The sequence below is a fragment of the Enterobacter sp. R-25 genome (assembly GCF_049913205.1).
GTDB lineage: Bacteria > Pseudomonadota > Gammaproteobacteria > Enterobacterales > Enterobacteriaceae > Enterobacter > Enterobacter ludwigii.
Genome location: NZ_CP183982.1, coordinates 3,656,459 through 3,681,625, shown reverse-complemented (window position 1 = coordinate 3,681,625; position 25,167 = coordinate 3,656,459). Strand labels below are relative to the sequence as shown.

24 protein-coding genes are annotated in these 25,167 nt (G+C 57.0%); 16 read left to right on the top strand and 8 right to left on the bottom strand.

Annotation, left to right across the window (positions count from 1 at the left end):
- The first annotated feature begins 67 nt into the window (after positions 1 to 67).
- Entirely contained in the window at positions 68 to 226 is a 159-nt protein-coding gene (locus tag ACN9MQ_RS17470; RefSeq protein WP_032678825.1) for a YqaE/Pmp3 family membrane protein, read from the top strand.
- Here ACN9MQ_RS17470 and ACN9MQ_RS17465 read toward each other — a convergent pair.
- The gene (locus ACN9MQ_RS17465; protein WP_020883871.1) at positions 223 to 1,152 is read right to left on the bottom strand and encodes a LysR substrate-binding domain-containing protein; all 930 of its coding nucleotides are present in this window, start codon (positions 1,150 to 1,152) and stop codon (positions 223 to 225) included. The genes ACN9MQ_RS17470 and ACN9MQ_RS17465 overlap by 4 nt on opposite strands.
- Positions 1,153 to 1,472: 320 nt before the next feature.
- Between ACN9MQ_RS17465 and ACN9MQ_RS17460 the strand changes: the two genes are divergently transcribed.
- From ACN9MQ_RS17460 to ACN9MQ_RS17435, 6 genes are all read left to right on the top strand, one after another.
- Positions 1,473 to 2,078, top strand: a complete 606-nt coding sequence (locus ACN9MQ_RS17460) for an ankyrin repeat domain-containing protein (protein WP_020883872.1) — start codon at positions 1,473 to 1,475, stop codon at positions 2,076 to 2,078.
- Between the two features lie 106 nt (positions 2,079 to 2,184).
- The gene (fdrA, locus tag ACN9MQ_RS17455) at positions 2,185 to 3,726 is read left to right on the top strand and encodes an acyl-CoA synthetase FdrA (protein ID WP_032680425.1); all 1,542 of its coding nucleotides are present in this window, start codon (positions 2,185 to 2,187) and stop codon (positions 3,724 to 3,726) included.
- On the top strand, positions 3,726 to 5,141 hold the full coding sequence (locus ACN9MQ_RS17450) for a DUF1116 domain-containing protein (protein ID WP_032680426.1): 1,416 nt from the start codon (positions 3,726 to 3,728) through the stop codon (positions 5,139 to 5,141). Before fdrA ends, ACN9MQ_RS17450 begins: the two co-directional genes overlap by 1 nt.
- An 11-nt stretch (positions 5,142 to 5,152) precedes the next feature.
- Positions 5,153 to 6,697: a hypothetical protein gene (locus tag ACN9MQ_RS17445; RefSeq protein ID WP_047742219.1), complete on the top strand. Its 1,545-nt coding sequence runs from the start codon at positions 5,153 to 5,155 to the stop codon at positions 6,695 to 6,697.
- A gap of 44 nt (positions 6,698 to 6,741) precedes the next feature.
- Entirely contained in the window at positions 6,742 to 7,692 is a 951-nt protein-coding gene (locus ACN9MQ_RS17440; RefSeq protein ID WP_182268865.1) for a carbamate kinase family protein, read from the top strand.
- Positions 7,693 to 7,708: 16 nt separating this feature from the next.
- Complete coding sequence (locus ACN9MQ_RS17435) at positions 7,709 to 9,088, top strand: amidohydrolase family protein (protein WP_182268866.1); 1,380 nt, start codon at positions 7,709 to 7,711, stop codon at positions 9,086 to 9,088.
- A gap of 18 nt (positions 9,089 to 9,106) precedes the next feature.
- Here ACN9MQ_RS17435 and ACN9MQ_RS17430 read toward each other — a convergent pair whose 3' ends face one another.
- Positions 9,107 to 10,027, bottom strand: coding sequence for a LysR substrate-binding domain-containing protein (locus tag ACN9MQ_RS17430; RefSeq protein ID WP_426021192.1), 921 nt, complete (start codon positions 10,025 to 10,027; stop codon positions 9,107 to 9,109).
- A 281-nt stretch (positions 10,028 to 10,308) separates the two neighbouring features.
- On the opposite strand from ACN9MQ_RS17430, the gene ACN9MQ_RS17425 reads away from it, so the two are divergent.
- From ACN9MQ_RS17425 to ACN9MQ_RS17405, 5 genes are all read left to right on the top strand, one after another.
- Positions 10,309 to 11,640: an MFS transporter gene (locus tag ACN9MQ_RS17425; RefSeq protein WP_068794943.1), complete on the top strand. Its 1,332-nt coding sequence runs from the start codon at positions 10,309 to 10,311 to the stop codon at positions 11,638 to 11,640.
- Positions 11,641 to 11,676: 36 nt separating this feature from the next.
- The gene (locus ACN9MQ_RS17420; RefSeq protein WP_014171297.1) at positions 11,677 to 12,426 is read left to right on the top strand and encodes an SDR family NAD(P)-dependent oxidoreductase; all 750 of its coding nucleotides are present in this window, start codon (positions 11,677 to 11,679) and stop codon (positions 12,424 to 12,426) included.
- Between the two features lie 12 nt (positions 12,427 to 12,438).
- Complete coding sequence (locus tag ACN9MQ_RS17415; RefSeq protein ID WP_020883879.1) at positions 12,439 to 13,284, top strand: transketolase; 846 nt, start codon at positions 12,439 to 12,441, stop codon at positions 13,282 to 13,284.
- Positions 13,284 to 14,282 (top strand): transketolase family protein, encoded by a 999-nt coding sequence (locus ACN9MQ_RS17410; protein ID WP_014171295.1) that lies wholly within the window; start codon positions 13,284 to 13,286, stop codon positions 14,280 to 14,282. Before ACN9MQ_RS17415 ends, ACN9MQ_RS17410 begins: the two co-directional genes overlap by 1 nt.
- Before the next feature lie 73 nt (positions 14,283 to 14,355).
- Positions 14,356 to 15,090, top strand: a complete 735-nt coding sequence (locus ACN9MQ_RS17405) for a class I SAM-dependent methyltransferase (protein WP_410377356.1) — start codon at positions 14,356 to 14,358, stop codon at positions 15,088 to 15,090.
- On the opposite strand, the gene ACN9MQ_RS17400 is transcribed toward ACN9MQ_RS17405, so the two are convergent.
- Positions 15,084 to 15,686, bottom strand: coding sequence for a short chain dehydrogenase (locus ACN9MQ_RS17400; protein ID WP_025203409.1), 603 nt, complete (start codon positions 15,684 to 15,686; stop codon positions 15,084 to 15,086). The two genes, ACN9MQ_RS17405 and ACN9MQ_RS17400, sit on opposite strands and share 7 nt — an antisense overlap.
- A gap of 97 nt (positions 15,687 to 15,783) precedes the next feature.
- On the opposite strand from ACN9MQ_RS17400, the gene ACN9MQ_RS17395 reads away from it, so the two are divergent.
- From ACN9MQ_RS17395 to ACN9MQ_RS17385, 3 genes are all read left to right on the top strand, one after another.
- Entirely contained in the window at positions 15,784 to 16,692 is a 909-nt protein-coding gene (locus ACN9MQ_RS17395) for a LysR family transcriptional regulator (protein ID WP_032680434.1), read from the top strand.
- A 65-nt stretch (positions 16,693 to 16,757) separates the two neighbouring features.
- Positions 16,758 to 17,939: a PLP-dependent aminotransferase family protein gene (locus tag ACN9MQ_RS17390; RefSeq protein ID WP_223398827.1), complete on the top strand. Its 1,182-nt coding sequence runs from the start codon at positions 16,758 to 16,760 to the stop codon at positions 17,937 to 17,939.
- A gap of 85 nt (positions 17,940 to 18,024) precedes the next feature.
- Positions 18,025 to 18,543 (top strand): DUF6622 family protein, encoded by a 519-nt coding sequence (locus ACN9MQ_RS17385; RefSeq protein ID WP_032680436.1) that lies wholly within the window; start codon positions 18,025 to 18,027, stop codon positions 18,541 to 18,543.
- Between the two features lie 2 nt (positions 18,544 to 18,545).
- Here ACN9MQ_RS17385 and ACN9MQ_RS17380 read toward each other — a convergent pair whose 3' ends face one another.
- Positions 18,546 to 18,965: a hypothetical protein gene (locus tag ACN9MQ_RS17380; RefSeq protein ID WP_020883886.1), complete on the bottom strand. Its 420-nt coding sequence runs from the start codon at positions 18,963 to 18,965 to the stop codon at positions 18,546 to 18,548.
- Between the two features lie 69 nt (positions 18,966 to 19,034).
- Here ACN9MQ_RS17380 and ACN9MQ_RS17375 point away from each other — a divergent pair, with 69 nt between their 5' ends.
- Complete coding sequence (locus tag ACN9MQ_RS17375; protein WP_333177557.1) at positions 19,035 to 19,793, top strand: helix-turn-helix transcriptional regulator; 759 nt, start codon at positions 19,035 to 19,037, stop codon at positions 19,791 to 19,793.
- Here ACN9MQ_RS17375 and nudI read toward each other — a convergent pair.
- From nudI to ACN9MQ_RS17355, 4 genes are all read right to left on the bottom strand, one after another.
- The gene (nudI, locus tag ACN9MQ_RS17370; protein WP_410377357.1) at positions 19,765 to 20,190 is read right to left on the bottom strand and encodes a nucleoside triphosphatase NudI; all 426 of its coding nucleotides are present in this window, start codon (positions 20,188 to 20,190) and stop codon (positions 19,765 to 19,767) included. The genes ACN9MQ_RS17375 and nudI overlap by 29 nt on opposite strands.
- A gap of 170 nt (positions 20,191 to 20,360) precedes the next feature.
- Positions 20,361 to 21,530 (bottom strand): HlyD family efflux transporter periplasmic adaptor subunit, encoded by a 1,170-nt coding sequence (locus ACN9MQ_RS17365; protein ID WP_410377369.1) that lies wholly within the window; start codon positions 21,528 to 21,530, stop codon positions 20,361 to 20,363.
- A 10-nt stretch (positions 21,531 to 21,540) separates the two neighbouring features.
- Positions 21,541 to 23,736 carry a type I secretion system permease/ATPase gene (locus tag ACN9MQ_RS17360; RefSeq protein WP_063156767.1) on the bottom strand — a complete coding sequence of 732 codons (2,196 nt, stop codon included), beginning with the start codon at positions 23,734 to 23,736 and terminating at the stop codon, positions 21,541 to 21,543.
- Positions 23,733 to 25,136, bottom strand: a complete 1,404-nt coding sequence (locus ACN9MQ_RS17355; protein WP_426021193.1) for a TolC family outer membrane protein — start codon at positions 25,134 to 25,136, stop codon at positions 23,733 to 23,735. The genes ACN9MQ_RS17360 and ACN9MQ_RS17355 overlap by 4 nt, the downstream gene beginning before the upstream one ends.
- Positions 25,137 to 25,167: the final 31 nt, after the last annotated feature.

Genomic DNA, 25,167 nt, shown 5'->3' with positions numbered 1-25,167 from the left:
TAAACTGGCTACGCTTAGAGAATGTTCTCTTTTGTATTTTCAATTGGTTAGCTTGCACGGAGTCGTTATGGGTTTTTGGCGTATTGTCTTTACTATTATCCTGCCACCGCTGGGCGTGCTGCTCGGCAAAGGGTTTGGCTGGGCGTTTATCATTAACATCGTTCTGACCTTACTGGGCTACATCCCTGGTCTTATTCACGCGTTTTGGGTGCAAAGCAAAAACTAAGCGCGCCACAGTAGATCGCTGTATATCCCGGTCAGCACGCCCTGTGGACCAAACTGCTGTTTGATCCAGCGCGTGACCTGGCCGGTCGCCGCATGCTGCGTGGCAAGCAGCATGCGTGAATCCTGACGCGGATTATTAATTCGCCGCGTGACCAGCAGCCCGTCCTCCACCGCCTCGCGGGCCATATACTCCGGTAAAAAACCAATCCCGTCCCCAAGGATCTGACACTGGCATTTGGTGTTGAAGTCGGGCACCAGAATCGCCTCCTGGCCGTGCAGCAGCCAGCCGACCTTCTTGTTTATAGTGTGCGCCGTGTCTTCCACCATGATGTTGGGGTACAGACGCAGCTGGCTTTCGGCTATCGGCTCCGGCACGAAGGCCAGCGGGTGTTCCGGCGCGATGGCGAATACCCAACGGATGGCACCGATCTCGGTGTAATCAATGCCGCCGCCGTCGAGCAGCGTGTCCGGTGCGCCAATCGCGATATTGGCCTGGTTGTTGATGATGGAGTCCCAGACGCCGTTGTAGACCTCGGTCGTGACGGTGATCTGGCAGGTAGGAAACTGTTTTTTCAGCACCTGCAGCAGCCGCGCCGTATGGCGTGGGGTGTACAAAAGCTGGTTGATGCATATGCGGACCCGCGCCTCAATGCCCTGCGAAATGGTGTCTATCCCGCGCTTGATGGCATGAAAATCATTCAGCAGGTCGGTCGCTTTACGGTAAAAGTAAAACCCCGACTCGGTCAGCTCAATGCTGCGCGTATTGCGTACAAACAGCACCACATCCAGCCCGGTCTCCATTCGCTTGATGGTGTAACTGATGGCAGAGGTGGTTACGCCAAGCTCGGTGGCGGCTTTGCTGAAGCTGCCAAAGCGTGCCGCCGTGGTGAAGGCCAGCAGGTTCTCTTCAGTAAAGATGGAATTCATATTACGGCTCCTGTTAGCCATCAGTTTTGAACATATTTTAACAGCGTTGTTACAACGCATATGACGGCGGTCACAGTTCTGATTATTCGCGTCGAGCCGCGTCATGTCAGGCTTCATCAGGCATAAGCAGAATGCTGTCTGAGGCGAATAAAAGCGCTAAAACATAAGTAAAAGATTGCACGGCCGCACATTTTGGCTGAATTGTTGAATTTAACTCAATAATGAATTGACTGTCGATGAATGATTTTTAAGCGGATTCTTTTCTCACCAGGCTGTTGCTATTCTCAGGTCATGAGCAATACATCATGGGGAGTCTGAATATGTCTGCGAACGAACTCGTTACTGAATTTTTGCTGGCGGCAGAGCAGGGCAATATTGACGGGCTAAAAGCCTGCCTTGAAAAAGGTGTCGATATTAATGCCACTCAACGCCAGAAAAGAACGGCCGTTATTATTGCCAGTCTGAAAAAACATTATGACTGCGTGGCATTTTTAATTGCCGCCGGAGCAGATATTGATCAACAGGATCAGACCTGTTTTAACCCCTTCCTGATTAGCTGCCTGACAAATGATTTAACCCTGCTGCGGATAGTCTTACCCGCCAATCCGGATCTTGATCGCCTGACCCGCTTCGGTGGTGTCGGCATTACGCCTGCCAGCGAGAAAGGGCACGTTGAGATTGTGCGCGAGCTGCTGGAGAAAACCGATATTAACGTCAACCACACCAACTTCGTGGGCTGGACGCCGCTGCTGGAAGCGATTGTCCTCAACGATGGCGGCGCGAAACAGCAGGAAATTGTAAAGCTGTTACTGGATAACGGCGCAAATCCGCACATGACCGATAAATACGGCAAAACCCCGCTCGAACTGGCGCGGGAAAAAGGCTACCACCAGATAGCAGACCTGCTGCTGGCTGCAGGCGCGTAATTCCTTCGGCCAGCCTTTTCCGGCTGGTCGCTCATTCAGACAGTATTTTACCGACGTGCCTATTGCACGACGGCGGCCCCCTTTTATCCTCATTCAGGAGAAAATAATGCCCACCAAAATCGTCATAAAAAAGAATACCTATTTTGACTCGGTGTCATTGATGTCGGTTTCCACGAAGGCCAATAAATTGCCGGGCGTTGAGCAGGCTTTTGTGGCTATGGCGACAGAAATGAACAAAGGCGTATTAAAAAATCTCGGGCTATTAACGCCGGAATTAGCGGATGCCAAAAACGGCGACTTAATGATTGTGATTAAAGGCGAGGCGGCGAATGACGAAACGCTGGCAGCCATCGAAGCGCTTTTCACCCGCAAGGAGAGCGGCGGGAGCCATGAAGCGCGTTATGCCACCCTTGCCAGTGCGAAAACCCATCGTCCTGAGAGCAACCTGGCGGTGATTTCGGTAAACGGCACGTTTGCCGCCCGCGAAGCACGTCAGGCGCTGGAAAACGATCTCAACGTCATGCTCTTCTCCGACAACGTCAGCCTTGATGACGAGCTGGCGCTGAAGCAGCTGGCACACCAGAAAGGGCTGCTGATGATGGGGCCGGACTGCGGCACGGCCATTATCAACGGTACCGGGCTGTGCTTCGCCAATGCGGTGCGCCGCGGACCGATCGGTATTATCGGGGCGTCCGGGACCGGCAGCCAGGAGCTGAGCGTGCGGATCCATGAATTCGGCGGCGGCGTGTCGCAGCTGATTGGCACCGGCGGGCGCGATCTGAGCGAAAAGATAGGTGGCCTGATGATGCTGGATGCCATCGCGATGCTGGACGCTGACGACGCCACCCAGGTGATTACCCTCATCTCTAAACCGCCTGCGCCGTCGGTGGCAGAAAAAGTGCTGGCCCGCGCCCGCACCTGCCGCAAACCGGTGGTGGTCTGTTTCCTCGGTCGTCATCAGCCGCCGGCTGATGAAGGCAACCTGCAGTTCGCCCGTGGCACCAAAGAGGCGGCGCTGAAGGCCGTGCTGTTAACGGGGGTGAAAAAAGAGTCTCTCGACCTGCATCCGCTGAACTGGCCACTGATCGAAGAGGTGCGTGCCCGGCTGACACCCCAGCAGAAATACATCCGCGGCCTGTTCTGCGGCGGCACCCTGTGCGATGAGGCCATGTTCGCCGCGCTGGAAAAGTTCGACGACGTCTACAGCAACATTCAACCCGACCCGGCGAAACGGCTGGACGATATCAACGTCAGTAAAGCCCACACCTTCCTTGATTTTGGAGATGACGATTTCACCCACGGCAAACCGCACCCGATGATCGATCCGACCAACCGCATCAGCCGCCTGTTGCAGGAGGCGCGTGACCCCGAGGTGGGCGTGATCGTGATGGACTTTGTTCTGGGCTTTGGCGCGCACGAGGATCCGGTTGGCGTGATGCTTGAGGCCATAAAAGAGGCGCAGGCGACGGCGAAAGCCGATAACCGCCCGCTGGCAATTCTCGGCTATGTGCTCGGAACCGACCAGGACTCACCGTCCCTGGCACAGCAGTGTCAGCTTCTGACCGAGGCAGGGGTGATCTGGGCGAGCAGCAGCACCAACACCGGATTACTGGCACGTGAATTTGTCTTTAAAGGGGAGACTGCCTGATGACGACCTTATTTAACCAGCCGTTGAACGTGATTAACGTCGGTATCGCGCTGTTCAGTGCGGATCTCAAAAAGCAGCATATCCCCGTGACCCAGCTCGACTGGACGCCGCCGGGGCAGGGGAATTTGCAGGTTGTAGAAGCGCTGGATCAGCTGGCCCTTGCGCCACTGGCTGACAAAATCGCCGCCGCCAATAAGATTGCCCTTGAGCGCATTATCCAGTCCCATCCGGTGCTGGTGGGCTACGACCAGGCGATCAACGTTGTGCCGGGCATGACCCGCACCACCATTCTGCACGCCGGTCCGCCCGTCAGCTGGGAAAACATGTGTGGCGCAATGAAAGGGGCCGTGACCGGGGCGCTGGTGTTTGAAGGGCTGGCACGCGATATCGACGACGCGGAGCGCGTGGCGGCGTCAGGGGCGATCACCTTCTCGCCCTGTCACGAGCACGACTGCGTAGGCTCAATGGCGGGCGTCACTTCGGCATCGATGTTTATGCACATCGTTGAGAACAAAACCTACGGCAACCGGGCGTTCACTAACCTTAGCGAGCAGATGGCGAAGATCCTGCGCATGGGCGCCAACGACCAGAGCGTTATTGACCGCCTGAACTGGATGCGTGACGTGCTCGGCCCGATGCTGCGCGATGCCATGAAAATCATTGGTGAAATCGACCTGCGCCTGATGCTGGCCCAGGCGCTGCACATGGGCGACGAGTGCCATAACCGCAACAACGCCGGCACCACGCTGCTGATCCAGGCGTTGACGCCCGGGCTGATTCAGGCCGGGTATCCGGTGGCACAGCAGCGTGAGGTGTTTGAGTTCGTCGCCAGCAGCGATTACTTCTCCGGCCCGACGTGGATGGCGATGTGTAAAGCCGCCATGGATGCCGCACACGGTATTGAATACAGCACCGTGGTCACCACCATGGCGCGTAACGGCTACGAGTTCGGCCTGCGCATCTCCGGGCTGCCGGGGCAGTGGTTCACCGGCCCGGCGCAGCAGGTGATAGGGCCGATGTTCGCGGGCTACAGGCCGGAAGACTCCGGGCTGGATATTGGCGACAGCGCCATTACCGAAACCTACGGTATCGGTGGTTTTGCGATGGCCACAGCCCCGGCGATCGTGGCACTGGTGGGTGGCACGGTGGATGAAGCCATCGATTTCTCCCGTCAGATGCGCGAGATCACCCTCGGTGAAAACCCGAACGTCACCATTCCGCTGCTCTCATTTATGGGCATTCCAACCGCCATCGACATCACAAAAGTCGCGGGCAGCGGCATTCTGCCGGTCATTAACACCGCCATTGCCCACAAAGACGCAGGTATTGGCATGATTGGGGCGGGCATCGTTCACCCGCCGTTTAGCTGTTTTGAAAAGGCGCTGTTGACCTTCCGCGATCGCTACTTTTTATAAGGCATGCATCCATGAAAAACATGAAACTGGAGTGGAAAAGAGGTGACTGGGCGGCGTATTTCGGGTTGATGACCAACAACCTGACCAATTTGCTGACCATGATGGGGCTGCTCATTTTTGTCGTCGGCATCCCGAAGGAGATTGTTTATGGACGCATTGCGCCAGCCTTCGGGCTGGCGGTGCTGGTCGCGAGCGTCTGCTACGCGTGGTTTGGCCTGCAGATGGCGCGCCAGACCGGGCGTACGGATGTCACCGCGCTGCCGTCTGGCCCAAGCGCGCCGTCAATTTTCACCGTGACCTTTCTGGTGCTGATGCCGGTCTACCAGCAAACCGGTGATGCGGATTTCGCTATCCAGATTGGTCTGGTGTGGTGCTTCGTGGAGGCGATGATTCTGGCGGGCGGTTCGTTCCTGGGGGAAACCATCCGCAAGATGATCCCGCGTACCGTCCTGCTGTCGTGCCTGTCCGGGCTGGGCCTGCTGCTGCTGGCGATGAACCCGATGCTGCAGGCGTTTGAGGCGCCTACCGTGTCGTTCATCGTGCTGCTGCTGATCTTTATTAACTGGTTTGGTAAAAAGCCGATCTTCGCCAAAATCCCAACCGGCCTGCTCTTGCTGATTGCCGGTACCGCGCTGGCGTGGATCTCCGGTCTGCAAAGCCCGGAGGCCATCAAAGCCTCGATGTCGTCGTTTGGCTTTAACCCGCCGGAAGTGCATGTCGACAGCTTTATGCAGGGACTGCCGCACGCATTACCGTACCTGGCCTCTGCCGTCCCGCTGGGTCTGGCGAACTACATTTTTGACCTGGAAAACATCGAAAGCGCCCACGCGGCGGGGGATGAGTACCCGACCCGCAAGGTGATGCTGGCAAACGGGCTGGCCTCCATGCTCGGGTGTCTGATGGGTAACCCGTTCCCGGTGACGGTTTACGTCGGCCACGCGGGCTGGAAAGCGATGGGGGCCAGCATTGGTTACACGCTGGCCTCCGGTGTGACCATGTTTATCGTGCCGCTGTTCGGGCTGGGGGCGTTTATGCTCGCCATCATACCGATGACCGCCATCGTGCCGATTCTGGTGTTTATCGGGGTGGTGACCGCCAACCAGGTAGTAAGGGAAACGCCCAAAGTGGAGGTTCCCGTGATCTTCATCTGCCTGTTCCCGTGGATCGCCAACTGGGCGCTGACCATGATGAACAGCGTGATGGGCGCGGCGGGGACCAGTGCGGCGAAAATTGGCACCGACGTGCTGCACAGCAAAGGGATCTACTACCAGGGACTGGTGCATCTGGGTAACGGCGCACCGCTCGCCAGCATGCTGTGGGGCTGCATCGCTATCTTCGCCATCATCAACAAACCGCTGCGCGGAGCCGTGGCCGCCGCCGTTGGGGCGTTGCTGGCGCTGTTCGGCGTGATCCACGCGCCAGTGGTTGGCTTTGCTGAAGGCAGTTCGCTGATGTTTGTCACGGCCTACCTGATGATGGGGGGCATGTTTGTGGTGAAGCATTTTCTTGATAGCCGCGACGTGGTGAGCGCGGCAGCGCCGGTTTCGGAGTCCTGATAATGGCTGATGTCCTCACCCCGCACCATTTCAAAGGAAACACTATGAAAGAGCTCATGGTCGTCGCCATTGGCGGCAACAGCATTATCAAAGATAACGCCAGTCAGTCCATTGAACACCAGTCACAGGCCGTGAAATTGGTTGCAGAGTCAGTGCTGGAGATGCTGGCGTCTGACTATGACATCGTGCTCACTCACGGTAACGGCCCCCAGGTGGGGCTGGATCTGCGCCGCGCTGAAATTGCTCACGAGCGGGAAGGACTACCCCTCACGCCGCTGGCAAACTGCGTGGCGGATACCCAGGGCGGTATCGGCTACCTGATCCAGCAGGCACTCAATAACCGCATGGCCGCCCACGGCGAGCAAAAAGCGGTCACGGTCGTCACGCAGGTGGAAGTGGATAAACACGATCCGGGTTTCGCCCATCCCACCAAACCTATCGGCGCGTTTTTCAGTGAGACGCAGCGTGATGCGCTCCAGCGTGCCCATCCTGACTGGCATTTTGTTGAAGACGCCGGGCGCGGTTATCGCCGGGTGGTGGCCTCACCGCAGCCGCTGCGTATCGTTGAAGCGGAGGCTATCAAGACCCTGACGCAAAAAGGCTTTGTGGTGATCGGGGCGGGCGGTGGTGGTATTCCGGTGGTGCGCACAGCGCAGGGGGATTACCAGAGCGTCGATGCGGTGATTGATAAGGATCTCTCGACCGCGCTGCTGGCCCGCGAGATCCATGCCGACGTGCTGGTGATCACCACCGGGGTGGAGAAAGTGTGCATCAACTTTGGTAAGCCAGACCAGCAGGCGCTGGATACGGTGAATGTGGCGCAGATGAAACGCTACGTGGCGGAGGGGCACTTCCCGGCGGGCAGCATGCTGCCGAAAATCGTCGCCTCGCTGGCGTTTCTGAACGACGGCGGCAAGCGCGTGATCATCACCTCGCCGGACTGCCTGCCTGCGGCGCTGAGCGGTGAGACCGGTACCCACATTGTGAATGCGTAAGTAAAAGGAAGAGAAGATGAGTGAGAATAAAAGCCGACGCGAGTTTATTAGCCAGAGCGGCAAAATGGTTACCGCCTGCGCCCTGTTTGGCACCACTGGCTCCGTCGCGTATGCTGCAGAGACTGCGAAACCACGTTGTGAGACAGGCAAACCGATGAACATTACCGCCAGACACTACTACCTGGATAACGTGCTGCTGGAGGCCGGGTTCAACGTTGACGGCGGCGTGGCGATAAGCACCCGCACCGAACTGAAAACACTCGAAATTAATGACGGCAAAATTGTCGCCCTGCGTGATAACAAAAGCCATGCCGATGCCACGCTGCCACACTATGATGCAGGCAGTAAGCTGATGCTGCCGGCGATGCGCGACATGCATATCCACCTGGATAAAACCTTTTACGGTGGTCCCTGGCATTCCCTTAACCGCCCGGCGGGCACGACCATTCAGGACATGATCCGTCTTGAACAAAAATTGCTGCCAGAGTTACAGCCCTACACGCAGGAGCGTGCGGAAAAGCTTATCGATCTGATCCAGTCGAAAGGCTCCACCCTCGCCCGCAGCCACTGCAATATTGAGCCGACATCTGGCCTGAAGAATCTGGAAAATCTCCAGGCCGTCTTAGCGCGCCGCAAGCCGGGGTTTGACTGTGAAATTGTCGCCTTCCCGCAGCACGGCTTGCTGTTGTCGCACTCCGAAACGCTGATGCGCGAGGCCATGCAGGCTGGCGCGCACTACGTGGGCGGTCTGGATCCGACTAACGTGGACGGTGCGATGGAAAAATCCCTCGACACGATGTTCCAGATTGCGCTGGATTATGACAAAGGGGTGGACATCCACCTGCATGAAACCAGCCCGGCAGGCGTCGCGGCGGTGAACTACATGGTAGAGACCGTGGAGAAAACGCCCGCGCTTAAGGGCAAACTGACCATCAGCCACGCCTTCGCGCTGGCCATGCTCAACGAGCAGCAGGTCGATGAAATCGCCACCCGTATGGCGGCGCAGCAGGTGACCATTGCCTCTACGGTGCCGATTGGCACCCTGCATATGCCGCTGAAGCAACTCCGTGACAAGGGGGTGTTCGTCATGACCGGCACCGACAGCGTCATTGACCACTGGTCGCCGTATGGACTGGGCGATATGCTGGAAAAAGCCAATCTTTACGCCCAGCTCTATATTCGCCCGAATGAACAGACGCTCTCCCGCGCGCTGGGTATCGCCACCGGTGATGTTCTGCCGTTGAACGACAAAGGCGAGCGCGTGTGGCCAAAAGCGCAGGACGATGCCAGCTTTGTGCTGGTGGACGCTTCCTGTTCCGCCGAGGCCGTGGCGCGGATTTCACCGCGTACCGCGACCTTCCATAAGGGCCATCTTGTGTGGGGCACCGTCTCCTGACGCCACGTCGGGGTATTGCTACAGGTGATACCCCGACAGACGCAGCTCGCGATCAATCCACTCAACAAACTGCTGGATCTTCCAGGTGCGCTCGTTCATGTGCGGCATCACCAGATGATGCGCATTAATGGCGATCCCCGTTTCATCTGGTAGCACCTGCACCAGGGAGCCATCGTTCAGGTGATCGGTGGCCATCATCTTGCTTTCCAGAATAAATCCCAGCCCCATGCGTGCGGCTTCAAAGCTCATGTAGGAACGATCAAAACTCAGGCTGAAGTTGAGCCAGGGGCGGTCGATATTGTGCCAGGCAAACCATTTTTCCCAGTTGACGAGGGTGCTGGTCGACGAGATAAGCGCCTGTGAAAGCAGGTCCTGCGGCGTGTTGACGGGATGTGCACGCAGATATGCCGGTGACGCCAGCACCACCAGCGCATCGTTTTTAATGGTCATGACCCTGTAAGCGTCCCAGTCCGGGATGCCGTGGCGAATATCAATATCGATGTTATCGCGTGCAAACTGCAGGTTCTCATAGGAGCAGGAAAGATTGACCGTAATCTCCGGGTATTCACTGCGAAATTTGCCGAGCCGGCGCAATAACCACGTCAGGCCAAACGTTGGTGAAGAGTGAACGCGCAATACCGGATTATCGGCCTCTTTCATCACCTGTTCAGTTGCACGGCCGATGGCGCTCATCGCTGCGGAGACGTCGCGCAGATATTTTTCCCCCGTCGGGGTCAGGGTCACGCCTTTGCCGCTGCGGATAAATAACTTCTTCCCCATCCAGGATTCCAGCGAGGCGATCTGATGACTGACGGCTGACGCGGTGACATTAAGCTGTTCGGCTGCCAGATGGATACTGAGAGAGTTGGCCACGGCGATAAAGGACTGAATATTTCGCAGCGAGGGTATGGGGAGGGTCTGGCGATCCTGCGCGGGCATGGCCCACTCCTTTTAAACGAGACAATTTTAAAAAACATAACATTGCGGCATCGCGTCAGCAATTTTTACCCGGCTGAATGGATTAAACATGATCCTGTTCACAGTGTTTTATCGATGAATATTGATGAGGGTTACATTTTATTTTTATGACCTGCATCGCGTATCAAATTTATCTCAGCAATAAATGAGTTTTATTGAATGGTGTTTCGTTCGATAGCCGATATATTGACGTTGAACGCATAAATAAAACGACTCACGTTGTTCGAATAATGAGGTAAAACATGTCTCGTATAGAACAAGTTGCCCCCTACATAGCGACAAAGAAAACCAATTACCGTTTCGTTGTGCTGGCATTAATTTTTATTGTGTATGCCATTAACTATGCCGACCGAACAAATATTGGTGCTGTACTTCCTTTTATCATCGACGAGTTTCATATCAATAATTTCGAAGCCGGTGCGATCGCCAGTATGTTCTTTTTGGGATACGCCCTGAGCCAAATACCGGCGGGCTTTTTTATCGCCAAAAAAGGCATTCGCGGGATGGTGGCGCTGTCGATATTTGGCTTCTCGGCGTTTACCTGGTTGATGGGGACTGCGACCTCAGTGCTGGGCCTGAAGTTTATCCGCCTGGGGCTGGGGTTAACCGAGGGACCATGCCCGGTGGGGTTGGCATCAACGATCAATAACTGGTTTCCACCAAAAGAGAAGGCCACGGCGACCGGCGTCTATATTGCTGCCACCATGTTTGCCCCCATTCTGGTGCCGCCGCTGGCAGTGTGGATTGCCATGACATGGGGCTGGCGCTGGGTCTTTTTCTCTTTTGCTATTCCGGGGCTGATCATTGCTGTCCTGTGGTATTTACTGGTACGTACCCGGCCTTCCGAGAGCCCTTTCGTGTCAAAGGGCGAACTGGAGACCATTACCGCAGGTCAGGCGACACCGGATGCCAGACGGGAAAATATCGTGATTTCCCCCGGCTTCTCCCGCCTTGACCGTCTGATCCGCGTACGGGATCTGTCGCCCATCAGCACGGTAAAAGGTCTGTTCACATCGAAAAATATTCTCGGTGACTGTGTGGCCTACTTCATGATGGTCAGCGTGCTGTATGGCCTGCTGACCTGGATACCGCTTTATCTGGTGAAAGAAAAAGGCTTTACGTTCATGAGCATGGGCCTCGTCGCGAGTATGCCGTGTATCGGCGGTTTTATCGGCGCGATTTTTGGCGGCTATGTCTCCGATAAATGGCTCGGGCGCAGGCGTAAACCGACCATGATGTTTACAGCCATCAGCACCGTACTGATGATGGTCATCATGCTGAATATCCCGCAAAGCACCGTTGCGGTTTGTGTCGGCCTCTTTTTTGTTGGTCTCTGTCTGAATATAGGCTGGCCCGCCTTCACCGCTTATGGAATGGCCGTTGCGGACAGCAAAACGTATCCCATCGCCGCATCAATTATTAATAGCGGCGGTAATCTCGGCGGATTTGTTTCGCCGATGCTGGCAGGTTATCTGCTGGATAAAACTGGAAGCTTTAATTCTGTCTTTATTTATTTCGGTATTTGCGCAGCAATTGGATTAGTCATGATTATCTTGCTGGAAGAACCGAAATAATAAATAAAACCTCTCTTACAATACTGGAGTAAATATATGCTTCTGAAAGATAAAGTCGCCGTGATTACCGGCGCGGCTTCTGTGCGCGGTTTGGGTTTCGCCACGGCAAAATTATATGCCGAGCAGGGCGCGAAAGTGGTCATTATTGATTTAGATGCCGAGGCCAGCCAGCGTGCGGCTGCATGTCTGGGTGAAGGGCATCTGGGGCTTGCGGCAAACGTCAGCAACGAGTTGCAGGTGAACGCGGCCATTGAGCAGGTTCTGGGTAAATATGGGCGCATCGACATTCTGGTGAATAACGCCGGGATAACCCAGCCGCTCAAACTGATGGATATTAAGCGCGACAATTACGATGCCGTACTGGATGTCAGCCTGCGCGGTACGCTGCTGATGTCCCAGGCGGTGATTCCCACTCTGCGCGCGCAGAAGTCCGGCAGCATTGTCTGTATCTCTTCAGTTTCGGCACAGCGCGGCGGCGGTATTTTTGGCGGCCCGCACTACAGCGCTGCAAAAGCCGGCGTGCTGGGGCTGGCCAAAGCCATGGCCCGTGAGCTTGGGCCGGATAACGTGCGCGTGAACTGCATCACCCCGGGGCTTATCCAGACGGACATCACCGCTGGCAAGCTGAGCGATGAGATGAAAACCGCCATTCTGGCGGGTATTCCGCTCAACCGTCTTGGTGATGCACAGGATGTTGCCCGTGCCGCGCTGTTCCTGGGGAGCGATCTCTCTTCTTATTCCACCGGTATCACGCTCGACGTGAACGGCGGCATGCTGATCCATTAAGGGGAGACGAGAATGACGAATACGACAGTTCAACAGGTTGCCGCGGCCGCGTGGCGCATTCGCCGCTACGCGCTGCGAATGGGCGAAGTACAAGGTCAGGGCTATATCGGTCAGGCGCTGGGCTATGCCGACGTGCTGGCAACTGCGTTTGCGCACGGTATGACCTTCAGGGCTCAGGAGCCGGAGTGGGAAGGCCGCGACCGCTTCCTGCTCTCCCACGGACATTACGCCATTGCGTATTATGCGGCGTTGATCGAGGCGGGGATCGTTCCTGAAGAGGAACTTGAAACCTACGGCTCGGATGACAGCCGCCTGCCGATGTCCGGCATGGCAACGTATACGCCCGGCATGGAGATCTCCGGCGGTTCTCTGGGGCAGGGACTCAGCATTGGTGTGGGAATGGCGCTGGGGCTGAAACACAAACAGAGCACGGCGTGGGTAATTAACTCCATGTCTGACGGTGAGCTGGACGAAGGTTCGACCTGGGAAGCCGCCATGTCAGCCGCGCATCATGGGCTCTCGAACCTGATTGTGCTGGTGGACATTAACCGGCAACAGGCGGACGGTAATTCACATAACATCCTCGGTTTTGAGCCGCTGGAAGATAAGTGGACCTCCTTTGGCTGGTATGTACAACGCGTTAACGGTAACGATATCCCCGCGCTGGTGTCGGCGTTTGATAATGCCAGACGCTATCCCGAACAACAGCCGCGCGTCATCTTGTGCGACACGCTGATGGGCAAGGGCGTACCTTTCCTCGAGCAGCGTGACAAGAACCATTTTATTCGCGTGGATGCCGATGAGTGGCAACAGGCGCTCGCCGTGCTCGATGCGAATAAACCAGAAGGAGTCCTGTAATGAGCCAGCCCGTCGAAAATAAACCGCGTTTAACCACCTCCGCCATGATTGCCTCGATTGCAGAGGAAGGGCAGGAAACCCGGGCCGCGCCGTTTGGCCACGCGCTGGTGAAACTGGCGGCTCAGCGTCAGAACATTGTCGGCATGACGGCAGATTTATCGAAATATACCGACCTGCATATCTTTGCTCAGGCATACCCTGACCGTTTCTTTCAGATGGGAATGGCGGAACAGCTGTTAATGGGGGCGGCAGGTGGGATGGCCAAAGAGGGCTTTATTCCCTTTGCCACCACCTATGCCGTGTTTGCCACCCGCCGTGCCTACGATTTTATTCATCAGGTCATTGCTGAGGAACACCTCAACGTCAAGATTTGCGCCGCGCTGCCGGGGTTGACCACCGGCTACGGGCCAAGCCATCAGGCAACGGAAGATATTGCGATCATGCGCGGCATTCCGGGCATGACCATTATCGATCCTTGCGATGCGATTGACACCGAACAGGCGGTGCCTGCCATTGCCAGCCACGAAGGACCGGTTTATATGCGTTTGTTACGCGGTAAGGTCCCGGTGGTGCTGGATCAGTACAATTATCGGTTTGAAATAGGCAAAGCCGCGCTGCTGGAAGAGGGCAGTGATGTGCTGATTATCGCCTCAGGGCTGATGACCATGCGCGCACTGGAGGCGGCAAAGCAGTTGCGCAAGGATAATGTCAGCGTGGCGGTACTTCACTCACCCACGATTAAGCCCCTGGATGAAGCGACCATTCTGGCGCAAGCCGCGAAACCCGGACGTCTGGTTATTGTGGCTGAAAACCACAGTAGCGTTGGCGGGCTTTGTGAAGCCGTGGCGTCGCTGTTGATGCGCCATCGCGTTAACGTCGACTTTGATACCGTTGCGTTGCCGGATGCGTTCCTTGATGCGGGTGCGCTACCGACCCTTCACGCGCGTTACGGGATTTCGACTGCCGCCATGGTGGAGAAGATCCGGCGCAGGCTCTGATTTTCAGACGGGTATGTTGTCAACGGGCGAGGGGTGTTTTACCCTCGCCTCTGTTGCGATAAAGGAGTCCGTCATGGCACAAAACATCTACGACAACCCGGCGTTTTTTGAAGGCTATGCCCGGCTACCGCGTTCGGTGCAGGGTCTGGACGGCGCACCGGAATGGCCTGCGCTGAAAAGCATGCTGCCACCGTTATCCGGCAAGTCAGTTATCGATCTTGGCTGCGGTTACGGCTGGTTCTGTCGCGCTGCACGCGCGCTGGGGGCGGCAGAAGTGACCGGCGTTGATCTCTCCGAAAAGATGCTCGCCCGGGCGGCTGAACTGACGGACGACGTGCAAATACAGTATCAGCGCAGCGATCTGGCATCTCTGGCGTTACCTGAGAACAGCGTTGATTTGATCTACAGTTCACTGGCGCTGCACTACCTGCCGGCGCTGGAGACCCTGTTTGAAAAAATCCGGCGGGCGCTTAAACCCGGCGGCAGCCTCGTCTTTTCAATGGAACATCCGATTTACACCTGCGCCTCACGTCAGGGCTGGCTGACCGACGATAACGGCGAGCGTTTCTGGGGCGTTAATCGCTATCAGGATGAGGGCGAGCGCGTCAGCAACTGGCTGGCGGACGGGGTGATCAAATACCACCGTACGCTGGGTACCACGCTCAATGCGCTTATTAAGGCGGGGCTGACAATAACGGAAGTGAACGAATGGGGACCAACGCAGGCACAAATTGATGCATGGCCCGCGCTGGCCGAAGAGGCGGAACGTCCGATGCTGGTCCTGATTTCTGCCGCTAAGGCTCAGTAACCCACTTTATACACTCGTCCATTCTGCACTCCTTCCACGCTGCGACGATAGGCCTGCGCCACCGTTGCGGCGGGAACACTTTCAAAGCCCGGGAAGAAGCCTTCGTACGCTTCCGCTGATTCGGTAAGTACCGTCGGGCTAATCAGGTTGATGCGGATCCCGCGCGGCAGTTCACAGGCCGCAGCGCGGACAAACCCTTCCAGAGCGGCGTTCACCGTGGTGGCATTCACCCCCTGAGCGATAGGCTCATGCGCCACGATCCCGCTTATCAGGGTGATGGAGCCGCCTTCATTGAGGTAATGCTGGCCGGTCAACGCCAGACGAACCTGTCCCAGCAGCTTATCCTGCAAGCCCTGATTGAAATCGCTGTCTTTCATGGTCGCGAGCGGGCCGAAGTGCAGGCCGCCACTGGCAGAGACAATCGCATCCACCGCTCCGATGTTTTCAAACAATGCCTGCACGCTGGCCTGAGAGGTGATATCCACCTGGTAGTCGCCCTGCGTGCGACCCACGCGGATCACGTCGTGGCGACGGCTCAGCTCTTCTGTTACCGCACGACCGACCGTACCGCTGGCACCAATAATCACGATTTTCATAGCTGACTCCTTAGGTTGTGAGCCTTCATTCTTTAATAAATCAAAACTCAGATAAACTGGGCTAAAGTTAGAGGATTGCTAACCAAAGGTTTGGAATATGGATAAGCTTCGCAGCATGGAGACCTTCATTGCTGTCGTTGAGAGCGGCAGTTTTACCGGCGCGGCAGGCCGGCTGGAGATGTCGGCGGTGATGGTGGGGAAGTACATTGCGTTGCTGGAGTCTCAGCTCGGCACCCGGCTGCTGGAGCGAAACACGCGGCGTCAAAGTCTGACGGACGCCGGGCGGGTCTATTTCGACGAGGCAAAGCGGGTGCTGGAGCAGGTCTCTATCGCCGAAAGCGCGGTTGAGCGACTGCGTGCCGCCCCAGCCGGGACTTTGCGGGTCACGGCGCCCACCTCGTTTGGCGGTTGTGTGATAGCCCCCCTCACGGCGACCTTTTTGCAGCGCTACCCGGACGTGCGCGTGGAGCTGGATCTGACCAACCGGATGGTGGATCTGGTGGATGAAGGGGTCGATCTGGCCATTCGAATTGGTGACATTCATAACGACGATCTGGTGGCGAAATACCTCTGCCCGTACCGAATGGTGATCTGCGCGGCCCCGGCGTATCTGGCGCGTTACGGCATGCCGCGAACGCCTGCCGATCTGGCGGATCATCTCTGCCTGTCACACACGGTGTGGACCGCACGTAACGAATGGCGGCTGCCGGGGGTTGAAGGCGAGATGCGCTGGAAGCGCGATGCCATTCTGCGCTGCAACGATGGCTATGGGCTACGGATGGCAGCGAGAGCGGGGGCGGGATTATTACTGCAACCCGAAGTGCTGGTGGCAGAAGAGCTGGCGAGCGGCAGGCTGGTGCAGGTGCTGGAGAACTACACGCCTGCGCCACGACCGGTACATTTGCTGTGGCGCCAGGATTTACGTCCGCTACCCAAGCTCACGCAATTTGTCGCGCATATTCTGCAGGGCGCGGAATATTTCGGCCATGCAGTTGAAGAAAAGTAATTATCAAAGCCGCAGACTTATGCTACTAAGATTAGGCACATTATAAAAAAGAAGGTAAGCAAAGAATGTCTGTGAATAAACTCGCCAGCAGCGCACAGGGCCTGCAATCATCTGCCATCCGTGAATTATTAAAACATAGCAAAATGGCCGGGGTGATTTCGCTGGGTGGCGGTATTCCTAACCCTGCACTGTTCGATCATGAAGGCCTGAAAATTGCCGCTGATGCCGTATTATCACAGCATTTTGGTGAAGCTTTTCAGTACGGTCTGACCGAAGGCATCCCGGGGCTGCGTGAAGAAATTAAGCTCATCTGTGAAGGCCGTGGGATCGCCTGCAAGGCCGATGACGTGGTCATTACGTCCGGTTCGCAACAATCTCTCGACGTGCTGGCGCGGGCGTTAATTAACCCGGGCGATACCGTCGTCGTCGAACGTCCAACGTATCTCGCGGCACTGCAGGTATTTGGTCTGGCACAGGCCAAATTTGAATCCGTGGGCACCGATGGCGACGGAATGAAAGTGGATGAACTTGAAGCGCTGGTGGCGAATAAAGCCATCAAGGCGGTTTATATTGTTCCGACATTTGGTAACCCGGGTGGGGTAACGCTTTCTGAAGTGCGTCGTAAACAGCTGGTGGAATTATCGAAGCGCTATGACTTCGTTATTATCGAAGACGATCCGTACAGCGAAATTAATTATACCGATGAAGTGTTCCGCCCGTTAATTGCCCATGCCAAAGATATCGGCAATGAAGAGAACGTCGTCTATACCTCGACCTTCTCCAAAATCCTCGCGCCGGGCACTCGTGTGGGCTGGGTGCTGGTACCGGAGTGGCTGAAACGCGCGGTGGTTAATCTCAAGCAAACCACCGATCTGCACACCAGCACGCTGTCACAGCTGATGACCTACGAGTACCTGAAAACCGGTCGTCTGGCCGATCAGATTAAAATGATCCGTGAAGCCTACCGCCAGAAATACCAGACCTTTGCAAATGAGCTGGAGGCGGAACTGGGTGATGTCATGTCGTTCCATAAGCCGAAGGGCGGAATGTTCCTGTGGGCCAAAATGAACAATGGCATCAACACCACGCGCTGGCTGGAAAAAACGTTAAGCAACGGCGTGGTTTTTGTGCCGGGTGAGTTCTTCTATTGCAATGAGCCAGACCATACGACGCTGCGCATGTCGTTTGTCACGCCAACCGATGAAGAGCTGAAAGAGGCGGTTCGTCGCCTGAAAAAATCGCTGTAACAGACCTGCGCATAATGGCACCTGTGCTGTTATGCGCATTACTTGTGCAGTGCGGCCAGCGCCGCAAGCGTTCATGGTGAATCCCATGTTTGAATTTCTGATCGGTATCCTCACGCACACCCCCGTCTGGGTGTGGGTTCTGTTTATCTTTCTTATCTCACGCGGCCTCAATGCCCGTAAGCCTGCCACCGTTACGCTGGAAAGGCTGGCCATCATTCCTGCCATCTTTCTTATCTGGGATATCTACGATCTGGTGGTCTATCGCGATCTTACTCTCGCGACGGTGGCCCTTTGGGTTGCGGGGATTGTGGCGGGCGCGGCGCTGGGGTATGTGCTGATTAAGCAGACGGTCATCACCCGCACCGACGCGCCGCGCACCCTTTATCGCCAGCCTGACTACACGGCACTGCCGTTTATGATGCTGGCATTTGGGGTGAAATACGTGCTGGGGGTGATGAACGCCCTCTCTCCCCAGGCGTTGCAACAGCCCGCCATGAGCGCGCTGGCGATAGTCTCCGGCGGGGTATTTGCCGGGGTCTTTATCGGGAAGTTTACGCGCTATGTAGGGGTATATCTCAGCAGCGCACCGCAACCGGCTGAGTAACGTTAGCCCGTTGCATGGGCCAGCGCGCGAGCAGAAGCTTCACCGTTGGCTACTCGCGTGACTTCGTGGATCCGGCAGATTTTTCCTGCGCATAGCGTGGCAAACATATAAACCTCTATTTCAGCCTGATGGCCTTCGGGATACGTGACGGTCACGATATGCCGGTCAGCCAGCAGTGTGTCATGACACCCTATCTGTTCCACGCGGAAGGCGATATCGCGGATCTGCGAACGCACGTGCTCCAGGTGCTGAATAAAGCCAGAATAATCAAGAGAGTGACCGTCCGTGATCTGCTGATACTCTGGCGAAAAAACGTCTTTCGGATCAATCTCGCCTTTAAACAGGCCGGTCAGTAAACGGGACATTTCCTCACGCAAAATAGCATTGTCAGACTGGGTAATCAGGCGGGTGATGATGTTCATGATGACTCCTCGTTGCGTTGAGCCGCCATTATCCTTGACAGACAGAGACGTAGTTTCTGTAATAAGCCAATGAATACCGATTTTCGGCCAAATAACGTGGTCAGCTTTGAGACACTTTTGCATCCAGGTGGATACCATACGCCGTGGCATAGCCATCAGGCCGGTCAGCTCTGGCGGATTACGACGGGTCTGCTGGTTGTCGAAACAGCGTCTGGGCGTTCGGTTGTACCGGCGCAACATATCGGCTGGATCCCGCCCGGTCAGGAGCATGCTGCCTTTTCCGGGAGTGCGATTGACGGTCATGCGATCTATCTGGATCCCGCAGGGTGTGAAGCACTGCCCGGTGAAACGACGCTTTTCGAACCCGACGAGCTCACCAGCGCGCTGTTTTCACGCTTAAACGCTGAAGGAAGCGGGTACGATCCGCGAAAGCTCACCCTGCTGCTGGATGAACTGGCGCGGTGCCGTCAGGTGCGCTATCTGCTGCCCATGCCAGCCGATCCCCGATTAAAGAAGGTAGCTAGCCATCTGATGCTACGTGTGGACGACAACCAGACGGTTGAGCACTATGCCTCCCTTGCGGGAATGAGCGTGCGGACATTCCACCGTCGGTTTAGCGCGGAAACGGGAATGAACGTTGTTAACTGGCGGCAACTTGCCCGCGTCATGCGGGCAATGGAGTGGCTGGCAGCAGGTAAACCGGTTGGCTGGATCGCGCTGTCGTGCGGCTACAACAGTATCAGCGCGTTTATTGAGGTTTTCAGGGCCTTTACCGGCAAAACGCCCGGGCAGTGGGCGCTTAAAGAAGCCCCTTCTGTACGAAGGTAATGCGCGTGGCTTCGTTCAGATCCAGTGCTTTAAGTGCTTCCGGGCGAGCCCAGGCAACCTCCTGAAACTCGTCGTTAAACGTTACCTGCCGATTTGTGCTGATGCAGTCGAAAATCAGGTAAATCATATAAATCTCTTCCGTGGTGCCATCGGCATAGGTTTTCACCCGAATGTCATCGCGAAACGCCCAGGGTTTGACCTCCGTGATCTCCAGCGCGTCGCCCAGCTCTTCGCGAATTTCACGGCGCAGCGCCTGCTCCATGGTTTCTCCCGGCTCCATCCCGCCGCCCGATAATGCCCACTGGCCGGGAAATACGCCGCGGTCATCGGCCATTTTGCACAGCAGATACGCCCCGTCGTTCTGAATGATGGGGCAGACAATAGTTCGTTGACGCATGGTTTCTTCCTGAAAAATGAGTTTGGGCTATTTTAACAGAAGGCGGAAAGGGAAAAGGTAAACGAGGTCAGACTTTCGCCGCTGGCTTAAGCGGTATTGTTGCGGGTTATGGATGCCATGACTCCGGCCCTCTTCCACGAGAGAGGGCCGGAGAAACAAACCGCCAGTGATTAGCGCTCTCGCAGCGCCTCTTTCGCCCGGTTGAACGGCTTGATCATGTAATCCAGCACCGTTTTCTCACCGGTTTTAATGTCCACCGTCGCAATCATCCCCGGCACGATTGAGAAGTGCCTGCCTGCTTTATTCACCAGGTAATCCTGGCTGGTGCGGATAAATACCCGGTAATAGAACACCTCCGGCTTGGCTTCGTCCTGAATGGTGTCCGGCGAAATGGTTTCAACCACGCCGTGCAACCCGCCATAAATGGCGTAATCGTAGGCGGTGATTTTTACCAGCGCTTCCTGATTCGGATGGATAAAGGCGATATCGCGCGGGGAGAGGCGGGTTTCGATCAGCAGGTGATCGTCCACCGGTACAATCTCCATCAGCTCGCCGTTAGGCGGGATGACGCCACCGATGGTGGTGACTTTGATGTTTTTCACGATCCCGCGCACCGGAGATTTCACCGTTAAGCGGGTCACTGAATCCTCGCGGCCTTTGAGGATCGCCGAGACCATATCCACTTCAGCGTTGGCCTTGGATAACGCCTCGCGGGCCTGCACATAATACTGGGATCGCACGTCGGTGAGTTTCAGCTCCAGATCGCTTTTCTGCCGCTGCAGGCGCAGTACCTCCACGTGGCTGGCGGCGCCGGTTTTCACCAGACGCTGAGTGATCGCCAGCTCCTTATTCGCAAGATCCAATGCCGCACGCAGCTCCCGCTGGGTATCTTCCAGCTGCGCACGGCGTGAGTTATAGAGCCGGGTTTCGGCGGCGGTCAGGTCGGTCCACTTCGCCAGCGAAGGGGGAAATTTCAGCGGCAGATCGTTTACCTCGGCGTACAGTCGCACGCTGGAGGCCAGCGAGGCACGGTAGCGCGCCGCGCTTTCACCAACATTAGATTCTGAACGCGTGGGATCGAGCCGCGCCAGCACTTGTCCGGCCTGCACCTGGTCACCCTCATGGACGTTCAGCTCGGTGAGGATCCCCCCGTCGAGCGATTGTAAAACCTGCTCGCGCGAACTGGGGATCACTTTGCCCGTGCCGGTTGAGACTTCATCCAGCACGCCAAACCACGCCCAGACGCCAAGTACCACGAACATCAGTAAAGAGAAGATAACAATCCGCCGCACGCCGGTGTAGCCGCTTTCGGAGTCGAGCGCATTGTCCAGGTCGTTCATTGCGGCGACGTCACGCTGACTGATTTTCATTTTTCCACTCCCGTCCGGTTGCTGCCTGCTGCTGTTGCTGCATGCGGCTGTTGTTCAGCGCCTGCGCTTTCGGCGCGTCCATCACCAGCATTCCCTCTTTGAGCACCACGACCCGCTCCACCAGTTCCAGCACCGGCACGCGATGCGTGGCGACAATCAGGGTGCGGTTGCCAAGCCAGGCGCTCAGACGCTGGATAAATTCCCGCTCGGTGTGCTCATCGAGCGACGCAGTTGGTTCATCCATCAGCACAATATTGGGGTCGCGAAGCAGCATGCGCGCCAGCAGAATGGATTGCCGCTGGCCGCCGGATAACCCCACGCCGTTCTCCATAATTGGGTAGTCCAGACCCTTCGGCAGTTTCTGCACAAAGCCCGCAGCGCCGGTTAACTCCAGCACCTCGAAAATCTCCTCATCGGTGGCGCGCGGCATGCCGAGGGTGATGTTTTCGCGCAGGGTGCCATAAAAGAGCCGGGCGTTCTGGGTCATAAAGCCGACGTTACGCCGGACATCGGCGACATCGAGGTGCGGGAGGCTGAAGTTATCGAGCCGCAATTCACCGCCGGCGAGATCCATTCCGCCCGCCATCGCCTGCAGCAGGGTCGATTTTCCGGCGCCGTTACGCCCGAGGATCGCCACTTTTTCACCTGGCTTAATCTCCAGACGGTTAATGCGCAGGGCCATGCGCGGATCTTCCGGGTGATAGCGGAACTGCGCCTGCTCGAAAAGATAGTGACCGCGCAGTACGTCCTGGCGGATCGGCGTCTCCTCACGCTGGTTTTCGGTGGGGAGCTGCATAATGCTGTCCAGTCCCTCTTTCGCCGCTTTGACCTGCTGCCAGCGCGCCAGCACGCCGCACAGGGTGGCCATCGGAGCGATCATGCGCGAGGCCAGCATCGAGGCGGCGACCACCGAACCGGTCGTCAGCGTGCCGTCGATCACCATCGGCGCACCGACCACGATCACCCCGGCATAGACCAGGCTCTGAATCGTCATTCCCCAGCTGATCAGGTTCTGGGTCAGTTCACGGGTGCGCAGGCCAGATTCAGCGGTGATCTGGATGTAGCTGTTCCACTGCTGCAAAAAGCGGTTTTCCGCCTGCATCAGCTTTATGTCCTCCAGCCCCTGCACGCTCTCCACCAGCACGGCGTTGCGCAGGGTGGATTCATGCGCCGACTGCTTCGCGAGCTCTGCCAGCTTTTTCTGCAGCAGCAGACCGGGCAGGACCATGATCACCGCGGCGACCGGTGCGATCCACGCCAGTTGGGGAGCGATGATCGCCAGCACCACCACGAACAGGAAAAAGAAGGGCAGATCGACAATTGTGGAGATGGTGGAGGAGGTGACCATCTCGCGGATCTGCTCCAGCTCGCGTAGCTGGGAGATAAAGCTGCCGGTCGAGCGAGGGATAGCGCTGTTGCGTAGCCGCAGGGCGTGACCGAAGACCCGATCCGATACGCGCAGATCGGAGCGTTTGCCCAGCAGATCCATAATGTGCCCGCGTGCCACGCGCAGCACAAAGCCAAACAGGGTGGCGATCAGCACGCCGATGGTCAGGACATACAGCGTCGGGTAGGACTGCGCGGGGATCACCCGGTCATACACCTGCATGGAAAAGACAATCCCCGACAGGGACAGGACGTTAATGAACAGCGCGGCGAGCATCACCCAGCTGTAGGGGCGCAAGTCGCGCATTACCAGCCGGTAAAGCCAGTCCGGACGGTATTTCGAAATATAGGCATCCACGCGGCTGTCTTTCAGCGCGGCCAGTGGGCGCAGGGCAATGACGTGGCGGATGGCGGGCAGCATGGCGGTCATCGAAAGCCGGTTGGTGTAGGTCTGATCGTCGAAAAAGCTGACCTCCAGCGTATCGTCGCCATCGAAATGTTCGATCACGCCGATCCTGCCGTCGTTCATTGCCGCCACGACCGGCAGACGCCAGCTGTTGATCGCTTGCTGATCCGCCGTCAGCAGCTGAAACGATAGCCCTGCTTCACGGGCCAGTTGAGTCAGTGCGGGCACCATCGGTTTGCCTTTTAGCCACGGCGCGCCCGCGAGCAGCGCACCGGGGGAGCAGGCGACGCGGTAGCGCGTGGCGACAAAACCAAAGGCCTGCGCCCACTGCGCCAGGGCCTCATCCGTCATGGTCTCACCTTGCGGGATATCGCGTTGCTTCATGGCTGGATCTCCACGGTCTGGATGGTGCGGTTATCAAGATCGAACGCGTGACGCAATTGCCCGGTGTTATAGAGGCAGTTGAGCTGCAGCTGGTGCAACTGTCCGAGGGTCTGCTGCTGGGTAAAACGCGCCTGATAGACCTCCTGCTCGGCGTTAAGCACATCGAGCAGCGGGCGCGAACCCAGATCGAGATATTGCTGCTGATAGAGTTCACGGGTGCGGGCGCTGAGCGCCTCCTGACGGCCCTGAATCTGCAGCGTGCTCAGCAGGCTTAATACCTGGCTGCGCGACTCCAGCAGTTTCTGGCGTACCTCGAGGCGGGTACGCTGAATGGTGGACTGTGCGGCTTCTACCGCGTGGCCTGCGGCGTTACGCCGGGCGGTGAGGCCGCCGCCCTGATAGAGCGGCATCTGCACTTTCACCCATGCAGAGTATTGGGTACGATCCCGCGTTTCGTTACCCGCATAGCGTTCGTTCAGGTAGTGGCGCACCTCCGGCTCCAGCGAGACGGTCGGTGTCATCTGGGCGTCGGCGTAGTCGAGATTGGCCTGGGCGACGTTAGCCTGCGCCCAGGCGGCTAATACTGCCGGGACCAGACGATCGTCCGGCTCGGCAATGTCGCAGCTGCGGGCCAGCTTTTGTGGAAAATCGTTGCTGATCGTGTTGAGGGTGTTCCAGCCAAGAAAGCTCATCAAAGTAGCACGGGCGCTGTCGAGGCTGGCCTGGTACTGCATCAGCTGGGCGCGCGCGCCTTCGATACGTGCATCGGTCTGCACCACGTCAGAGAGTGAGGTGGCCCCTTCGTCATTACGCTGGCGGGTGAGGGTACCAATCGAAGAGAGCGCCTCAAGCTGCTCTTTGGCGGTGTCGACCATTTGCTGCCAGGTTTGCACCTGCACCATCGCGATGGCGGTATCGTGAACGATGGTGTCGATGCTGACCAGCACGTTGGCCTGCTGCTGGGCGACGCCGGCACTTTCTGCACGCACCTGGCTTGCCACCTTGCCAAAGTCGTACAGCATTTGTGAGAGGGAGAGTACCAGCGACGGGGTAAAGCCATTATCGTCGCCGTCATGGGTATAACCGTTATCCATGCCGGCATTAATTTGCGGATAGTATTTCGATTTGGCGACGTCCACCTCTTCGCTTTGTTGGTAGAGTTTCCCCACGGCTTCACTGATGGCCGGGTGCCAGGTGACGGCGCGGTTGACGGCTTCGCCAAGCTGCAGCGTGCCGGGGGCAGCCTTGCCGACGACAGGTGCCACGCGGCCATTCAGAGAGGGGAGTTCCTGCGTTTCACGGAGTTGTCCGGTATTGATCATCGCCGCCGGCGTCGCGGAGAGGGCGGGCACAGATATCAGGCAGCACGAGAGCCACCAGTAAGGCATCTTCATTCCCATGTCTTATCCCTAATAAAAATGTACTGCTTTA

Bases quoted from the DNA above. Each gene is read 5' to 3' on its own strand.
- ACN9MQ_RS17470 (WP_032678825.1), top strand. From the start codon at position 68: ATGGGTTTTTGGCGTATTGTCTTTACTATTATCCTGCCACCGCTGGGC.
- ACN9MQ_RS17465 (WP_020883871.1), bottom strand. From the start codon at position 1,152: ATGAATTCCATCTTTACTGAAGAGAACCTGCTGGCCTTCACCACGGCG.
- ACN9MQ_RS17460 (WP_020883872.1), top strand. From the start codon at position 1,473: ATGTCTGCGAACGAACTCGTTACTGAATTTTTGCTGGCGGCAGAGCAG.
- fdrA (WP_032680425.1), top strand. From the start codon at position 2,185: ATGCCCACCAAAATCGTCATAAAAAAGAATACCTATTTTGACTCGGTG.
- ACN9MQ_RS17450 (WP_032680426.1), top strand. From the start codon at position 3,726: ATGACGACCTTATTTAACCAGCCGTTGAACGTGATTAACGTCGGTATC.
- ACN9MQ_RS17445 (WP_047742219.1), top strand. From the start codon at position 5,153: ATGAAAAACATGAAACTGGAGTGGAAAAGAGGTGACTGGGCGGCGTAT.
- ACN9MQ_RS17440 (WP_182268865.1), top strand. From the start codon at position 6,742: ATGAAAGAGCTCATGGTCGTCGCCATTGGCGGCAACAGCATTATCAAA.
- ACN9MQ_RS17435 (WP_182268866.1), top strand. From the start codon at position 7,709: ATGAGTGAGAATAAAAGCCGACGCGAGTTTATTAGCCAGAGCGGCAAA.
- ACN9MQ_RS17430 (WP_426021192.1), bottom strand. From the start codon at position 10,027: ATGCCCGCGCAGGATCGCCAGACCCTCCCCATACCCTCGCTGCGAAAT.
- ACN9MQ_RS17425 (WP_068794943.1), top strand. From the start codon at position 10,309: ATGTCTCGTATAGAACAAGTTGCCCCCTACATAGCGACAAAGAAAACC.
- ACN9MQ_RS17420 (WP_014171297.1), top strand. From the start codon at position 11,677: ATGCTTCTGAAAGATAAAGTCGCCGTGATTACCGGCGCGGCTTCTGTG.
- ACN9MQ_RS17415 (WP_020883879.1), top strand. From the start codon at position 12,439: ATGACGAATACGACAGTTCAACAGGTTGCCGCGGCCGCGTGGCGCATT.
- ACN9MQ_RS17410 (WP_014171295.1), top strand. From the start codon at position 13,284: ATGAGCCAGCCCGTCGAAAATAAACCGCGTTTAACCACCTCCGCCATG.
- ACN9MQ_RS17405 (WP_410377356.1), top strand. From the start codon at position 14,356: ATGGCACAAAACATCTACGACAACCCGGCGTTTTTTGAAGGCTATGCC.
- ACN9MQ_RS17400 (WP_025203409.1), bottom strand. From the start codon at position 15,686: ATGAAAATCGTGATTATTGGTGCCAGCGGTACGGTCGGTCGTGCGGTA.
- ACN9MQ_RS17395 (WP_032680434.1), top strand. From the start codon at position 15,784: ATGGATAAGCTTCGCAGCATGGAGACCTTCATTGCTGTCGTTGAGAGC.
- ACN9MQ_RS17390 (WP_223398827.1), top strand. From the start codon at position 16,758: ATGTCTGTGAATAAACTCGCCAGCAGCGCACAGGGCCTGCAATCATCT.
- ACN9MQ_RS17385 (WP_032680436.1), top strand. From the start codon at position 18,025: ATGTTTGAATTTCTGATCGGTATCCTCACGCACACCCCCGTCTGGGTG.
- ACN9MQ_RS17380 (WP_020883886.1), bottom strand. From the start codon at position 18,965: ATGAACATCATCACCCGCCTGATTACCCAGTCTGACAATGCTATTTTG.
- ACN9MQ_RS17375 (WP_333177557.1), top strand. From the start codon at position 19,035: ATGAATACCGATTTTCGGCCAAATAACGTGGTCAGCTTTGAGACACTT.
- nudI (WP_410377357.1), bottom strand. From the start codon at position 20,190: ATGCGTCAACGAACTATTGTCTGCCCCATCATTCAGAACGACGGGGCG.
- ACN9MQ_RS17365 (WP_410377369.1), bottom strand. From the start codon at position 21,530: ATGAACGACCTGGACAATGCGCTCGACTCCGAAAGCGGCTACACCGGC.
- ACN9MQ_RS17360 (WP_063156767.1), bottom strand. From the start codon at position 23,736: ATGAAGCAACGCGATATCCCGCAAGGTGAGACCATGACGGATGAGGCC.
- ACN9MQ_RS17355 (WP_426021193.1), bottom strand. From the start codon at position 25,136: ATGGGAATGAAGATGCCTTACTGGTGGCTCTCGTGCTGCCTGATATCT.